General features: G+C 66.3%; 14 protein-coding genes. 6 read left to right on the plus strand and 8 right to left on the minus strand.

The annotated features are described in order from the left end of the window. Positions 1-27 precede the first annotated feature (27 nt). The 3 genes from arsC (at position 28) to ACW175_RS09370 (ending at position 2,904) form a co-directional block, all read left to right on the plus strand. Positions 28-444: an arsenate reductase (glutaredoxin) gene (gene arsC / locus ACW175_RS09360; protein WP_492104283.1), complete on the plus strand. Its 417-nt coding sequence runs from the start codon at positions 28-30 to the stop codon at positions 442-444. A gap of 26 nt (positions 445-470) precedes the next feature. Next, the gene (locus ACW175_RS09365) at positions 471-1,511 is read left to right on the plus strand and encodes a substrate-binding domain-containing protein (protein ID WP_492104284.1); all 1,041 of its coding nucleotides are present in this window, start codon (positions 471-473) and stop codon (positions 1,509-1,511) included. A gap of 103 nt (positions 1,512-1,614) precedes the next feature. Continuing rightward, a complete protein-coding gene (locus tag ACW175_RS09370) occupies positions 1,615-2,904 on the plus strand; it encodes an arsenic transporter (protein ID WP_492104285.1) in 1,290 nt (429 codons plus the stop codon). 12 nt (positions 2,905-2,916) lie between these two features. Here ACW175_RS09370 and ACW175_RS09375 read toward each other — a convergent pair whose 3' ends face one another. Further along, positions 2,917-3,984: an ArsO family NAD(P)H-dependent flavin-containing monooxygenase gene (locus ACW175_RS09375; RefSeq protein ID WP_492104286.1), complete on the minus strand. Its 1,068-nt coding sequence runs from the start codon at positions 3,982-3,984 to the stop codon at positions 2,917-2,919. A gap of 372 nt (positions 3,985-4,356) precedes the next feature. Here ACW175_RS09375 and ACW175_RS09380 point away from each other — a divergent pair, with 372 nt between their 5' ends. Further along, entirely contained in the window at positions 4,357-5,196 is an 840-nt protein-coding gene (locus tag ACW175_RS09380; protein ID WP_492104287.1) for an EcsC family protein, read from the plus strand. Positions 5,197-5,271: 75 nt separating this feature from the next. Here the strand turns inward: ACW175_RS09380 and ACW175_RS09385 are convergent, their stop codons facing one another. The 7 genes from ACW175_RS09385 to ACW175_RS09415 all read right to left on the minus strand — a co-directional run bounded on the left by ACW175_RS09385 (position 5,272) and on the right by ACW175_RS09415 (position 13,967). Continuing rightward, complete coding sequence (locus tag ACW175_RS09385) at positions 5,272-6,300, minus strand: ArsJ-associated glyceraldehyde-3-phosphate dehydrogenase (RefSeq protein WP_492104288.1); 1,029 nt, start codon at positions 6,298-6,300, stop codon at positions 5,272-5,274. A gap of 14 nt (positions 6,301-6,314) precedes the next feature. Further along, a complete protein-coding gene (locus ACW175_RS09390; RefSeq protein WP_492104289.1) occupies positions 6,315-9,149 on the minus strand; it encodes a heavy metal translocating P-type ATPase in 2,835 nt (944 codons plus the stop codon). A gap of 12 nt (positions 9,150-9,161) precedes the next feature. After that, the gene (locus ACW175_RS09395) at positions 9,162-9,368 is read right to left on the minus strand and encodes a hypothetical protein (protein ID WP_492104290.1); all 207 of its coding nucleotides are present in this window, start codon (positions 9,366-9,368) and stop codon (positions 9,162-9,164) included. A gap of 105 nt (positions 9,369-9,473) precedes the next feature. Then, on the minus strand, positions 9,474-9,944 hold the full coding sequence (locus tag ACW175_RS09400; RefSeq protein WP_492104291.1) for a hypothetical protein: 471 nt from the start codon (positions 9,942-9,944) through the stop codon (positions 9,474-9,476). A 49-nt stretch (positions 9,945-9,993) separates the two neighbouring features. Then, positions 9,994-11,733 (minus strand): organoarsenical effux MFS transporter ArsJ, encoded by a 1,740-nt coding sequence (gene arsJ, locus ACW175_RS09405; protein ID WP_492104292.1) that lies wholly within the window; start codon positions 11,731-11,733, stop codon positions 9,994-9,996. 255 nt (positions 11,734-11,988) lie between these two features. Further along, complete coding sequence (locus ACW175_RS09410) at positions 11,989-13,134, minus strand: inorganic phosphate transporter (RefSeq protein WP_492104293.1); 1,146 nt, start codon at positions 13,132-13,134, stop codon at positions 11,989-11,991. A gap of 392 nt (positions 13,135-13,526) precedes the next feature. Continuing rightward, on the minus strand, positions 13,527-13,967 hold the full coding sequence (locus ACW175_RS09415) for a MerR family transcriptional regulator (protein ID WP_492104294.1): 441 nt from the start codon (positions 13,965-13,967) through the stop codon (positions 13,527-13,529). 85 nt (positions 13,968-14,052) lie between these two features. Between ACW175_RS09415 and ACW175_RS09420 the strand changes: the two genes are divergently transcribed. Both ACW175_RS09420 and ACW175_RS09425 read left to right on the plus strand, forming a co-directional pair. Beyond that, complete coding sequence (locus ACW175_RS09420) at positions 14,053-14,643, plus strand: redoxin domain-containing protein (RefSeq protein WP_492104295.1); 591 nt, start codon at positions 14,053-14,055, stop codon at positions 14,641-14,643. A 20-nt stretch (positions 14,644-14,663) separates the two neighbouring features. Then, a complete protein-coding gene (locus ACW175_RS09425) occupies positions 14,664-15,407 on the plus strand; it encodes a hypothetical protein (protein ID WP_492104296.1) in 744 nt (247 codons plus the stop codon). Positions 15,408-15,417 lie beyond the last annotated feature (10 nt).

Below are 15,417 nucleotides of genomic sequence, written 5' to 3' on the forward strand. Positions count from 1 at the left end.
CTGCATTCTTTCCTGACCTGGTGACCTATGTCTGACGCCGACTTTCCGATCGTGATCTTTCACAACCCCGCCTGCGGCACGTCGCGCAATGTCGTGGCGATGGTTCAGGCGGCAGGCTACGAGCCCAAGATCGTCGAGTATCTCAAGGCCGGCTGGAGCCATGATCAGCTGCGCGAGCTGGCGGGCGAGGCTGGCCTGACCCTTCGCCAGCTGATGCGCGAGAAAGGGACCCCGGCGGCTGAGCTGGGTCTTCTGGCCGACAGCGTCACCGAAGATCAGATCCTCGACGCCATGGTCGCCCACCCCATTCTCGTCAACCGGCCGCTCGTGGTCACGCCTAAGGGCGTCAAGCTCTGCCGGCCCTCCGAAGTCGTGCTCGATCTTCTGGATCGCAAGCCGACGAGCTTCACCAAGGAAGACGGTGAAGTCGTTTCCCTGACCTAGTCCCCCGAACGATCAGGAACACCCTCATGAAAAAGCTCCTAGGCGTCGCCGCGGCGACCGCCCTGATGACGTGCGCCTCGACCGCACACGCCGCCCGTGACTACGTCTGGGCGGCCGGCTCCTCCACCGTCTTCCCGTTCACCACCCGCGTGGCCGAAAACTTCTCCAAGAAGACCGGCAAGAAGTCGCCCAAGGTCGAGAGCCTGGGCACCGGCGGCGGCTTCAAGATGTTCTGCGGCGGCAACGGCGAAGCCTTCCCGGACGTCGCCAACGCCTCGCGGCCGATGAAGAAGTCCGAGTTCGAGGCCTGCAAGGCCAAGGGCGTCAAAGACATCGTCGAGATCAAGATCGGCTTCGACGGCATCGTCATCGCCATGGACAAGAAGGCGCCGGACTACAATTTCAAGCTCGAAGACCTCTATCAGGGCGTGGCGCAGAACGTTCAGCGCAATGGCCAGTTCGTCGCCAATCCCTTCAAGAACTGGCGGGAGGTGAGCGCCAGCCTGCCGAGCAACCGCATTGTCGTCTATGGACCGCCGCCGACCTCCGGCACGCGCGACGCCTGGGTCGAGCTGGCCATCGAAGGCGGCGCCAAGCGCATCCCGAGCGCCAAGGCCCTGCACGACAGCGACGAGAAGACGTTCAAGGCCAAGGTCGATCCGATGCGGACGGACGGCGGCTGGATCGATGCCGGCGAGAACGACAACGCCATCGTCGGCACCATCACCAAGACCCCAGGCGCGCTTGGCGTCTTTGGCTATTCGTTCCTCGAAGAGAACGGCAACCGGATCAAGGGCGCCAGCGTCAATGGCGTCAAGCCGACGGCGTTGACAATCTCCAACGGGACCTATCCGGTGTCACGGTCGCTCTACATCTATGTCAAAAAGGCCAATGTCGGCGTGACGCCGGGCCTGAAGGATTTCATCAAGGAGTACGTCTCCGACGCGGCGACCGGTCGAGGCGGCTATCTGGCCGATCGCGGCTTGATCCTGCTGCCGCCGGCCCAGCACCAAGCCGCCAAGTCCGTGGCGGAAAAGCTGCCAGCAATGGCCGCGCCGAAGAGCTGACGTCGGGGGAGGGCGGCGCGCCGCCCGACCGACCATAATGATGCGGCGGACAAGCAAAAGCCTGTCCGCCGTCTTTGTCTTTTCTCCAGATTGAGCGCCGCCCGTGATCCTCGCCCTGCTGATCTTCCTGCTCACCATCACCCTGGTCATCTGGCAGCCCAAAGGTCTCAGCATTGGCTGGAGCGCGACCCTCGGCGCCGTCCTGGCTTTGCTGACGGGCGTCGTCCATCTGGGCGACATCATCACCGTCTGGCACATCGTCTGGAACGCCACCGGCGCCTTCATCGCGGTGATCATCATCAGCCTGCTACTCGACGAGGCGGGCTTCTTCGAGTGGGCCGCCCTGCATGTGGCCCGCTGGGGCGGCGGCAAGGGGCGGCTGCTGTTTGCTTCGATCGTGCTGCTGGGGGCGGCGGTGTCGTCCCTGTTCGCCAATGACGGCGCGGCTTTGATCCTCACCCCGATCGTCATCGCCATGCTGATGGCGCTGGGTTTCAAGGATAAGGCGACCCTGGCCTTCGTGATGGCGGCGGGCTTCATCGCCGACATGGCCAGCCTGCCGCTGGTGGTCTCCAACCTCGTCAACATCGTCTCGGCCGACTTCTTCAAGATCGGCTTCAGCCGTTACGCCCTGGTGATGATCCCGGTCGACATCGCCGCCATCGCCGCCACGCTCGGGGCGCTGATGCTCTATTTCCGGCGCGACATCCCCAAGACCTACGACGTCGGCCAGCTGAAACCGCCGCGCGAGGCGATCAAGGACGCGGCGACCTTCAAGGCCGGCTGGGTGGTCCTGGCGCTGCTCCTCATCGGGTTCTTCGCCCTGGAACCGCTCGGCGTCCCGGTCAGCGCCACCGCCGCCGTCGGCGCCCTGGTCCTGCTGGTCATCGCCGGACGCGGACACATCATCAGCACCCGCAAGGTGCTCAAGGGCGCGCCCTGGCAGGTCGTGGTGTTCTCGCTGGGCATGTACTTGGTGGTCTATGGTCTGCGCAACGCCGGCCTCACCGACCAGATCGCGGGGCTGCTCAACCACTTCGCCAAGGGCGGGGTGTGGGGCGCGGCGTTCGGCACCGGCGTGCTAACCGCCCTGTTGTCCTCGGTGATGAACAACATGCCCACGGTCCTGGTCGGCGCCTTGTCGATCGACGCCAGCGGCGCCACCGGCGCGGTCAAGGAGGCGATGATCTACGCTAATGTCATCGGCAGCGACCTTGGTCCCAAGATCACCCCGATCGGGTCGCTGGCGACGCTCCTGTGGCTCCACGTCCTCGACGCCAAGGGGATCAAGATTTCCTGGGGCTACTATTTCAAGGTCGGGATCGTGCTGACCACGCCGATCCTGCTGATCACCCTGGCGGCCTTGGCGCTGCGGCTCACGCTCGCACCGTAAATCGACCTTGGACTAGCCGCTGCTCGGTTCTGGCGACGGCTCGTTCGCCGCCAGCGCCTGGCCGATTTCCAGCGCCGTTTGCCGCGCGCCGCGCAGGACGCCCACCAGGGTGGCGGACGCAAAGCCTGTCCATTCGCCATAGCCGACCAGCCACAGCCGGGGCTCTTGGATCGAACGGGTCCCTTCGACGGCGACCTTGCCGTCGGGATTGACGACGCCCAGCAGGGCCAGATGTCCCAGCGCGGGCCGAAAGCCGGTGCACCAAATGATCGCGTCGACGGGGGTCTCGGTCCCATCGCCCCAGACCACGCCCGTTTCCGTGAACCGGATGAAGGGCCGCACCGCGTGCAGCACGCCGCGTGCTCGCGCCTCCTGAACGGCCGGGATCATGACGATGTCGCCCAGGCCGCCGGGCGGCGGTCCTGCCGGACCCGTCCCTTCCTGAGCTTTCCAGCGCGCCGTGGCGCGTTCGAACAGGACCCGTCCATCGACATCGTCGGAAAGAAAGATCGGGGGCTGCGGCGTCACCCATGTCGTCCGCGCGACTTTGGACACCTCAGCCAGAATCTGCGCGCCGCTATTGCCGCCACCGACCACGAGCACGGTCTGACCGGCGAACGATTCTGGGTCCTGATAGTGGGCCGAGTGGATCTGCCGACCCTGGAACTGGTCTTGGTCTGGATAGGCGGGAATATGGGGCTTTCGCCAGGTGCCCGTGGCGCTGACGACGGCGCGCGCGCGCCAAGCCCCCTTGTCGGTGGCCACGTCCAGGCCCGCGGAACCCTCCGAGACGCTCAGGACCTCGATGGGGCGCTCGACCTGTAGATCGTAGCGGGCCTCGTAGTTGGCGAGATAGTCGACGACATTCTCCTTGGCGGGGTAGGCGGCCTGCGTCGGCTGCATTGGCCAACCCGGAAGAGAACTCCATTGAGCCGGAGAAAATAGCCGCAAGGACGACCAGGCGTGGCGCCAGGCGCCGCCAGGCCCAGGCTCGCTATCCAGGATCGCGAACGACAAGCCGCTACGCCGAAGGAAATAGGCGGTGGCCAACCCGGCTTGGCCGCCGCCCACGATGATCACGTCGCGTGTCTGTGGGGCAGGGGGGATGGCCGCTCTCCAAAAGAATTTCCTTGGCTATGAATATCCCAAAGACGGCGCCTGGACTTGATCCAAGTCAGGCGTTCGCGCCGCGAGCCATTTGCGCCGCGTGGGCGCAGGCTGGGGCTGTCGTGGAGCTTTTTCAAAATCGGTCACGACCCGCTGTTCGGAACAGCAGGACGAGCCAAGACATCGTCACTTCACCATCATCCACCGTGCTGGCCGTTGGTCGCTCATGTCGACGGGAGTGCGAAAAGCGCACAATCTCGCGCCTGGCCCACATCGTTCGGCATGACGCACAGCTTCCGCGCTAGGATCATTCCAGCGCGTATCGCGTGAACGAAAGGGCAGGGCATGGCCGAACGCGATTGGAGCGCCGAGGACGAGGCGTCGCTGGCCCTGGCGGTCGGGTTGTTGGAGAAGGAAACCCTCACCGACACCCTGCTCAGCATCGCCGGGGCCGCCGGCAGGATCGGCATGAAGGGCGTCAGTGCGGTCGTGCCGGCCAAGGTCAGCGAGGGCCTAGGCGACAGGCTCGCCCAGATCCTGCAGTTCACCTTCGACAAGGTGCTCCTCACCGTCGATCGCGACGCTTCTGGCCTGACCTCGTCGAGCTGGTTCGCCCGCATCAGCGTCGCTTTGAGCGGCGGGGGCGGGGGCCTGGCCGGCCTGCCCGGGACGCTCGTGGAGCTTCCCGTGACCACGGCCCTGCTGATGCGCAGCATCGCCCAGGTCGCCGTCCGCGAAGGCGAGGACCTGTCGACGGCCGAGGCCAAGCTCGAGTGCTTGAAGGTCCTGGCGTTCGGCGGGCCGGGCGCGGCCGACGACCAGGAGGACGAGGGCTATTTCGCCACCCGCGTCTCCTTGGCGGCGGGCCTGCCGCGCCTGGCCGAGAAGTCGATCGCCGACATCGTTCCGGCGCTGGCGGCCCGGGTCTCGGGTCGTTTCGCGCCGCTGGTCAGCGCCAAGCTGGGAAGCCAGGGCATGGCCATCGTCGGGGCGGTCGCCGGTCTGATCGTCAATTCCGCCTTCGCCGACCATTTTGAACGCAAGGCCAAGGGGCACTTCATCGTTCGCCGACTGGAGCGGACCCATGGCGATGCGGCCGTGCATGCGCGGTACGAGACGCTGAAGGCCAGCGCGCCGTCGAAGGGCCGCGCCGCGCCGTCCAAACCCCCGGCGGCGGACGCCTGAAGACGTCCGCCCGGCGCCGATGGTGGGGATCATCCGGCGCCGCGGCGCGCCTTGCGGGCGCGCCGGCTCGCGTGGCTATTCGGCCGCCAGCCTGCTGAGGCCCAGTTCCCGGCCGACCTTCTGGGTCAGCTCGAGCATCCGGCAGACATAGCCGATCTCATTGTCGTACCAGCCCAGCACCTTCACCTGGGTTCCGGCCACGACCATGGTGGAGCCCGCGTCGATGATCGCCGAGCGCGTGTCGCCCTTGAAGTCGACGGAGACAAGCGGCAGCTCCTCGTAGCCGAGGATCCCTTGCAGGGACCCTTGCGCGGCCGCCTTGAATAGGCCGTTGACCTCTTCGACGGTCGTCGGCCGCTCGACCTCGAACACCGCGTCGGTCAGGGAGGCGTTGAGCAGCGGCACGCGCACGGCCAGGCCGTTCAACCGTCCGGCAAGCTCGGGATAGATCAAGGTGATCGCCGTCGCCGAGCCGGTCGAGGTGGGGATCAGCGACAGGCTGGCGGCCCGGGCCCGTCGCAGGTCCGAAAGCGGGGTGTCGGTCACCGCCTGGGTGTTGGTCATGTCATGGATGGTGGTGACCACCCCGTGGCGGATGCCCAGGTTCTCGTGGATCACCTTGACGATCGGCGCCAGGCAGTTGGTGGTGCAGGAGGCGGCGGTGACGATGTGATGGGCCGTGGGATCGTAGCGGTGATCGTTGATCCCCATGACGATATTGAGCACGTCGTCCTTGACCGGGGCCGAGACGATGACCTTGCGGACGTCGCCGGAAAGGTGCGGCCGCAACGACGCGGTCGTGCGAAACTTGCCGCTGCATTCCAGGACGACGTCGACGTCGCGCCAGTCGATGTCCTCTGGCGTCGCCGCGTCGCTGAAGGCGACGGATTGACCGTTGATGACGATGGCCTCGTCGGCGGCTTCCACCTCATGGGGCCAGCGGCCATGAACGGAATCGAACTTCAGCAGGTGCGCCGAGACGCCGGCTCCGCCCTTGGGTTCGTTGATCTGGGTGAATTCCAGATCGGGATTGTCCCAGCCGTGGCGCAGGGCAAGCCGGCCCATGCGCCCAAAACCGTTGATGCCAACTCTCGTCTTCATCATTGCCCCCTCAATCTTCAGCTGGCATGCGCGGTCGAACTGAAACCGATCCGCTTGGCGTTCTCCGGATGCGACTCCCCGCCCGGAAAGCGCTGCTCAAGGTCGCGCATCAGCATTTCGGCGAAGCGGAGCGCCTGGGCCCGGGTCTGGGGAAAGCGGCTCTGAACCCATCGATCCAAGGCCGACCCGCCAGGCTTGGCGGCGGACTTCAGGGCCACCGCGACGATCAGCAGCGGCCATCCGGGTATGCCCGGCAAGACGAGGCCAGCGAGGCCTGCCCAAATGAAGAACGATGCGCTTTTGCGGATGGCCGGCGATCTGGCGATGAGCGCGCTCAGGCTATTGGCCTCGACGACCGCTTGAGAGGTCGCGCCGGCGTCGTGCCGGCCTCCAGGCAGATAGCGCGCGAGCGCCTTGGCCGTCCGCGGCACGATCGACAGGCGAGGGGCCGATTGAGCGTCGATCGCCTCGGCGTACATGCCGCGCGGTCGCAGCCCGTTGGCCAGGGCGGCGATCGCCGCGACATTGTTGGCGAGCACGGACGCCATAACGCCGAAGCCGAGGAAGAACGCCCCGCCGATGCAGAGCAGGTTCGGCACGAGAATGATCTTCCAGCTCAGGTTCACATTCTTGTCGAGCTCATGGGAGATGTCCTTGAACTCGCAGAGCTTCCAAAGATCGTTCTCCATGAAGACCAGTTGCGCCGTGTCGGTGGCGACGGTCGAAGCGCCCCGCAACGACACCGAGACGTTGGCCCGCTTGAGGGCGATGGAGTCGTTGATGCCGTCGCCGACGAAGCAGACCTTGCGGCCCTCGGCCTGCAAGAGTTCGACGTAGCGGGCCTTGTCCTGGGGCAGGACCTCGGCGAAGTAGCGGTCCACGCCCAGGCTTTCGGCCAGCTTGCGGGTCGGCTTGTCGTGGTCACCGGAAATGATGACGATCTGGCGCACCCCCCGGGCCCGCAGCCCCGCCATGACCTCGCGCACGCCGGCCCTCAGCTTGGGCGCCAGTTCAATGGCGCCGACCACCTCGCCGTCGACCGCCACGAAGACGATCGAATGACCCTCCTCGTGCGCGTCCAATTCGATCTGGTTGACGCTGGCGGGTGTCGCGGCGTTTTCCAGCGTCATGAACCGGCTGCTGCCGACCAGCACGGGCTTTGAATCGATGTGGACGCTGATGCCGTAGCCGATCTTGAACGACGACTGGTCGGTCTTCAGGAACGGCTTGCCCAGCTGGCGGAAGCTCTCGACGATGGCCGCGGCGATCGGGTGTTCGAGCCGCTGCTCGGCGGCGGCGGCATAGGTCAGGACCTGCTCTTCGTCGAGCTGGCCAAAACAGTGGACCCGGTAAAGCTCGGGGCGTTCGTGCGTCAGCGTGCCGGTCTTGTCGAAAAGGACCGTGTCGACGCCCTCCATCTCCTCCAGGGCGCGGCCGTCCTTGATAAGGATGCCCCGTCCCGCGCAGACCGACAGCGAGCTGAGCAGCGCCAGCGGCGCGGCCATCCGGATCCCGGTGCCAAAGTCGCAGTTGACGATGGCGGTCGCGCCTTGCAGGCCGACGAAGCCAAGGCCCAGGGAGGCCAGGCCGAGGGTCGGGAAGACCGCCTTGTCGGCCAGTTCCTCACCCTTGGACTGGGACGTCAGGCGGAATGCGGCCGTATCGTTGAGGATCGCGCTGATCTTGGCGGTGGCGGTCTCCCGGCCGGCATTCTCCACGGTGATCAGCAGCCTGCCGCCGATGACCAGGGTCGAGGCGTAGACCTTGCTCCCGGTTTGCTTCTCCACTGGAACGGACTCCCCGGTGAGGGCGTGCTGATCGACGAGGGCGTCGCCTTCCCAGACGATGCCGTCGGCGGCGATGACCTCGCCGGTGTGGACGGCGATGATGTCGCCAGGACCGATCTGATCCAGGGAGACCATGACCTCGACGCCGTCTCGATAGAGATAGGCGGTGCGGGGTTGTTTTCCGAACACGTTGATCAGGCGACGGCGCGAGTCCTCCTGCGCCCGATCGAGCAGCACCCGGCCAAAGCTCAGGCACCAGGCCAGGACCGCGCCGGCGAAGATCTCCAGGGTGAAGAGGCAGATCACCACGACGATGGCGTCGAGCACATCGACGCCGATCCTTCGCTCCTTGAAGATGGTGTCGCGCGCGCCGATCATCGTCGGGATGGCGCAATAGGCGAAGAGCGCCGCCGCTGGCAGGAGAAGCACGGGCGCGGCGAATTGGGCGACGGCGGCAAGGCCGGCGGCCGCCGTGCAGATCAAGAGTTCGTGGTTGTTCTTGTCGGGCGAGGGATAGGCGTGGGCGTTGCGCAACGCCTCCTCGAGAAATTCCAGGAGCTGCCAGCGGTCGATCGCGGCGGGATCGAAGTGGATCAGCACCGAGCAGGTCTGCGGGTTGATCTTGAAGCGATCGACGCCGAAGACGGTCATCAGCTCGCGTTCGATGTCCTGGCAGAGCTGCTTTTTGCGAAACAGATGGGTGTTTCGGAACCGCATTCGGCCGGGCATCTCGCTGGCGATCGACCAGGTCGAGACGATCGAGCCGTAGCGATGCAGCCGCACGCGCCCCTTCGGATCGGGCGACAACACGGGGAGCTTGGCGTGCTCGTCCAGATCGCGCACGACGACCTGCGAGCCCATCCTGTGGGCCATTTCCGCCGGAGCCAACGGTTGGTCAAAGATGATCTCGGCGCAGGCCCGGTCCGCCGCGATGTCCACCGTCCGAACGTCCGGCATCCGAAACAGGGTGGACAAGAAGCGCTTGGCCTCCTGGCTTTCGGGCTCGGCCAGGAAGCCAAGCTCGGAGATCCGGAGCGCGCCGTCGCGGGGGTAGGAAACCTGCATGATGCTGGGCGATCAGCGGCTGTGGACGCCGCGGGCCTGCCGCAAAGCTATGCGGTCTTCCAGGTACTCGACCTTTTGGCCGACATCGCGGGCCACCTCCGAATAGAGCTTGTCGAAGCTGGCGGAGGCCGCGTCGGAAACCGGATCGATGGCGCGTTGGAAGCGACGCCACTCCTTGCCCAGGATGAAGCCGGCCGCCAGGACGATCAGATAGGGCATGACTGTTTCCTTGAGGGCTGCGGCCTCGCGGCCGGAGCGGGTGACGGCGATAGGAGCGGCCCGAAGCTTCGGGCGAGGCCGAGGCTTCGGGCCGGGAGGCGATGGCTAGGCCGCTTGCGCCAGGCCGCTGGCGCTCTTGTGCTGGGCGTGGGTGGCCTTGGCCGCCTCCGCGCCGTCGCTGAAGCCGTGGCGGATGGGCGAGTCTTCGGGAACGACGGTCATGGCCAGTTCGGCCGAATAGACGACGCCGAAGGCCAGGTAGTAGCAGAACATGTAGGCGCCCTTGGCGGCCGCACGCTTGATGCCGGGGGCGGCCTTGGCGGCCGCGGCGATGGCGTCGTCGCGGCCCTTCTCGAAGGCGCGGAAGACGTCTTCGGCCTTCTCGCCCGTTGCGGCGTCCCTGTGCAAAGGCTCGCCAGCCGGAGCAGTGGCGGCCTTGGGAGGCTCCTGGGCAGGCGGGGGTTGGGCGGCGCGCGCGGCTTGGGCCGCTTGGGCGTCTGGCGCGCCAGCGCCCGGGGCAGCGTCGCCCGGCGCGGCGGTGTTCTGGGAGGACGTGTCCTTGGGGGGCTTCGACATGGTGGCTCCTCGGTTTTCGTCGCCTTCAAGAGGCAAGGTGGGTTGTCGACTAGGCAGGGACGCTGGCGTGGCCGAGCGCCAGCTGGCCCTGGCGGGCCGAGCCGATCGCTCTGCGGTCTTCGGGAAGAGAGAGGCCCGTGGAGATCAGCGCGGCCGATCCGACGAAGACCGCCGACAGCCACAGACAGGCGACGATGCCGCCCGCATATTGATAGACGAGGCCAGACAGCACCGTGCCGGCCAGGCGGCCGCCCGCGTTGGCCATGTAGTAGAAGCCGATGGTCATCGCGACCTTCTCGGATTCCGCATAGTTGACGATCATGTAGGAGTGGACGGCGGAGTTGATGGCGAAGACGACGCCGAACACCGCCAGGCCCGCGACCAGGGAGAAGCCGGGAAGAATGCCCGCGCCCAAGGCCAGAGCGATGACGACCGGCACGGCCGTCAGGATCGCCGACCACAGGAAGACCGTATAGCCCTTCGGCGCTTCGCCCGGCTTGGAGGCGATGAACTTGGGAGCGAGCGACTGCACGATCCCGTAGCCGATGGTCCACAGCGCCAGGTACGCGCCCACCACCATCGGCGACCAACCGAAGACGGCCGCCATATAGACCGGCAGCGCCACGACGAACCACACGTCGCGCGCGCCGAACAGGAAGAAGCGGGCCGCCGACAGGATATTGATCCGCCGGTCCATCGAGAACATCGAGGTGAACTTCGACTTCTGCTTGGTTCGGCCAAGGTCGTCGGGCAGATGGCGCCACAGGCTGGTGAGGACGAAGAGCAGGCCCGCGGCCATGATCAGCAGCGACAGGTTGAAGCCGGTCACTGTCAGCAGCAGCGCCCCGACGAAGAAGCCCACGCCCTTCAGGGCGTTCTTCGAGCCGGTCAGCAGCGAGACCCAGCGGTACATGGTCGAGTCCGCGTCCTTGGGCACGACCGCCTTGATCGCGCTCTTGGAGCTCATCTTGGTGAGGTCCTTGGCGATGCCCGACAGGGCCTGGCTGGCCATGACGTAGCTAATCACCAGCCAGGTCGGCCAAGCCGGATTGAGCAGGGCCAGCATGGCCAGCGCCACCACTTGGATCCCGAGGCCGCCGAACAACGTGACGCGCAGGCCGAAGTTGGCGCCGATCCAGCCGCCAAACAGGTTGGTCAGGACGCCGAAGACTTCATAGAACAGGAACAGCGAGGCGATCTGCATCGCCGAATATCCCATCAGGTAGACCTGGAAGAGGATCAGCATGCGGATCGCGCCATCGGTGATGGTCAGGCCCCAATAGGCCAGCGTCACCAGCGCATATTCCTTGATGCCGTCGCCGCCCGACGATAGCGCCGCTACCAGCGCTCGCAGACGCTCCCTTATCGCTTCGTGTTTGCGCCGCAGCCAGTCCAGGGCCGCTCGCATCAGCCCTCCGATCGAGCCCAGGTCGGCCGGCGGGGCGGGCTTGGGCGGCGTGATGTTGAGCGGGGCCTTCGGTTGCGGGCCGCGCATCGCTGGCCGGGTGGGCCGGCGGGCATGGCTTGGGCTGGTGCGTGCGCCACGCGACGGCGCCGGGGGTGGCGGCGGCTCCTCGACCTTGGGCTTGGCCACGACCAGGCTCTTGACCAGCTTCGTCGCGAACGCGATCGCGAAACCCGCGGCGTAGGACGCCTCGCTGGCCGCTGAAGGCCCGGTCGCGCCCGGGCGCTTGCGGTAGGAATGTTCATGGCGCCGATCACGGGGCGCGCTGTCGCTGGGCGGGGTTATGCGACGTCGATAGGGGGTTTCGTGCGGCACGGCGCTCATGACGAGGGGCCGCCTTTCCGCACGGTACAAAGAGGCCCGCCCATGCTCGCCAATTCAATCGTCCCCACGCTGTCCAGCGTTCGAAAACCGCGCGAGATCTGCTGTAACAGTCTCGGTTGCGCGGCATCGAAACACAACGAATAGACGAACCTTAACCGAAGCTGGAGAGCTTGCCCAGATGCAATCTTGCCGCGTATTCGTCCGTAACGACCCAGCATCGGGCGTGGCGTTCAAGGCCATGAGCCTGTCCCGTTCCTAGGCGAGCGCGCGCAAGGCGAAAGCCATTACCGCGCCCAGGACCGCGGCGATCGGCAGCGTCATCAGCCAGGACGCCAGGATGCCGGAGATCATCTTGCGGTTGGCCGATCCATTGAGCAGGCCGATCCCGGCGATGGCGCCGACGCTGACCTGGGTGGTGGAGACCGGCATGCCCAGGCGGCTGGCGACGATCACCAGAAACGCCGTGACCAGATTGGCCGACAGGGCCTGCCCGTCGTTCATGCGCGAAATCCCTCTGCCCATGGTCTGGGCCACCTTGCGGGCGTTGAGCAGGCCGCCAATGGCCATGGCCACAACGATGGCGACGGCGCCGAAGCGGATGTCGAGCACCTTGGCGGCCAGCAGCAGGGCCAGCATCTTGGGTGTGTCGTTGAGCCCGCGGGCGAAACTGACGGCCGCGCCGCTTGCAATGTGCGCGGCGTCGGTGACCTGCTGAACGCGCAGACCCAGGATCTGCCCGCCATACTTCTCGACGCACTGCTCGGCCGAGGCGACGGTGATCAATTGGCCGGTGTGTTGGGTGTAGGCGGTCGCGAAGCCTTCCGTGCCGGCCAGCACCGGTTGCAAGATGCTGACCGGGGTCAGGCGCACGCCGTCCAGGCAAACGCAGGTCTCGCGCTTGAGCCCGGTGCGGCGAGAGACTTCGTGCAGCACGCCGTAAACCAGCATCGTCAAGCCGACGGCGACCACCGGACTGATGATCAACGGCAAGGCGAAGCTCTTGCCCAGCAGCGCCAGGTTCAGATGGGGCCCGACGAACACTAGCCCCGCGCCGATGATCGCGCCGGTCAGGCCGTGTGTGGTCGATACGGGCAAGCCTAGCATGGTGGCCAGGATGATGGTGGCGGCCGTGGCCGCCGAAATAGCGGCCAGGAAGGTGGGCAGGGCCGCGACCTCGGCGGGCACGACGCCCGCGCCCGAGAACATCTTGATCAGGCCCGTCGCCACCAGCATCGAGGCCAAGCCACCCAGGAAGGTGGCCGTGGTGCCCAGCAGCAAGGCGCTTCGATAGTCCAGGCTGTAACTTCCATAGAGCGTCGCCACGCCCTTGAAATTGTCGTTGGCGCCGTTGGCGTAGGCCAGGAACAGCGTCGAAATCAGCAGAAAGCCCGACAGGATCATGAGTGCCCCCCAAGTGCGAAAACGTCATCGAACGCATACGAACCGACCAGAGCTCGAACTGGCGCTTTTCGCGCCGGCGCGGCCAACGGCAATCGCCGCTTGGTCGTGACACTTTCGTGACACTACTATGAAGGGAAGTTCTGCCTAGTCAGAAATACAACTGTGGGTGAAAAAACTTCACCGTTAAATCATGACGGCATTGGCGGGTGGATCGGGCAACATGGCGATGGCTTGACGCGAGCGAGCTGGACGCTCAATCGCGACGCCGACGGTCCGTAGTGCGGGCATGGCTGTTCGACAGCGAAGGACTGCGTGGTAAGCCGTCGTGCGAGGTCCGCTTCAAACCACTCACCGACGTCTTGGACATGCCGCTCTGCGACCATGAGACGAAGTTAGCCAGCGCCACCGCAGCAGCCCTTGGCTGGCTTGCTCGTTACGAGGTCTTCGAAAATCACGCACGCCGACCCTGGGCCGCCGACGCAGGCGGCGTCGCAGTCGTCGACGAGTTTGGCCAAGCTGAGTTCCAGTTCCCGCAGCTCGGCCATCTTGGCGCGCACCGCATCCAGTTGATCGCGGGCGAGGTCACGCGCTTCGAGGCAGGAGCGGTCGTCGTTCTCGAAGAGATCGACCAGTCCGCGAACCTGCTCGATCGGAAAGCCAAACTGCCGGCATCGGCGGATGAAGGTCAGTCGGCGCACGTCGGCGTCGCCATAGGCGCGCTGGCCGCCGTCGCGCCGATCCGGTCGCGGCAGCAGACCGATCTCTTCGTAGTAGCGGATCGTCGGCGCATTGGCGCCGGTGCGGGCGGCGAGCGCGCCGATCTTCAGTCCCATGGCTTGGCTCTCGAAATAGTCCTTGAACCTCAAGTTACTTGAAGGTGCACGGTCTGGCGAGTTGAACCGGGAAGACCTTATCGTGATGAACCGCCAGACTCTCACGCGCGCCCTGGGCGCGCTGGCCGTCACCGCCGCACTCGTCGGCGGCGCCGGCTATGTTTCAGCCGCGCCGGCGCCGGGCGCCGCGCCGGATTTCACCGCCAAGGGCAGCGACGGCAAGGTCCATCGGCTCAGCGACTATCGCGGCTCGATCGTCGTGCTGGAATGGACGAGCCCGGTCTGCGGACCGACCAGGCATCAGTATGAGACGGGCGCGATCCAGAAGTTGCAGGCCCAGGCCGCTCAGAAAAAGATCGTCTGGCTGACCATCGACACGGCCGCCCCCGGCAAACCCGGCTACTTGACGGGCGAGGGCGCCCAGGCCCTGACCAAGGCGCGCGGCGCCAAGATCAACGCCTTCCTCTTCGATCCCGACGGCAAGATCGGGCGGCTCTACGGCGCCAAGGCCACGCCGTCGGCCTACATCATCAACGCCAAGGGCGCTCTGGTCTATCAAGGGGCGATCAGCGGCGCTGACGGCGCCTATGTCGAGACCGCCCTGGCCGAAGTCAACGCCGGCAAGGCGGTCACCACGCCCTTCACGCCGCAGCGCGGCTGTCCGGTCGAATATTAGGTCACAGCGAGTTGTCCCACATGACCCTCGAACCTGAACCCGCGCCGATCGCCTGCACGCTGGGCGCTGGCGACTACAAGGCGCGCCAGGCCTGGATCGCCGGCCTGAACGCCGCTTCCCTTCAAGAAGTGGAGCAGGACGATCTGCGGCTCGCGCTCACCTATGCGGCTTCCGCACGCGAGGCCGTTCTGGAGTTGGCGCGGCGCGAGCAGGACTGCTGCGGCTTCCTGAGCTTCGTTGTCAGCGAGTTGCCCGGTCAGGTGCGGCTGACGATCACCGCGCCCGAGCGCGCGCGAAGCGGGGCTGGCGATGTTCGAGACCTTCAAGTCGAAGACCTCAGGTCCCGGCCCTGGACCCGACGTCGGCTGTGGCTGCCAGGGCGTTTGCGCATGAGCGCGCCCAAGTCCCAGGCCGCGCCCAAGCCGAAGGATCGGGTGGTTGGCGCGACGGCCGCCATCGTCGCGGCCGGCGCGGTGTCATGCGGCGTTTGCTGCGTGCTGCCCTTCGCGCTTCCGGCCGCCGTCCTGGCGACCAGCGGCGGCGTGTTGGCTTGGTTTGCCCGTATCCAGGGCTGGGCCACGCTGTTGGCGGTCGTGGCCGTGGTCGGCGCATGGGCTTGGATCGGTCTGCAATCGTGGAGAGCCCGGCGCGATCCGGCCCGCTCGACACTGATCACGCTGGGCCTGGCGACACTACTGTTGGCCGCCGCTCTGGCGTGGCCAAGGATCGAACCCCTGGTCGTTGGGTTGCTTCGGCAGCGGTAGGCCTACCGCC

Source organism: Caulobacter sp. FV1ye6ST (assembly GCF_058681225.1).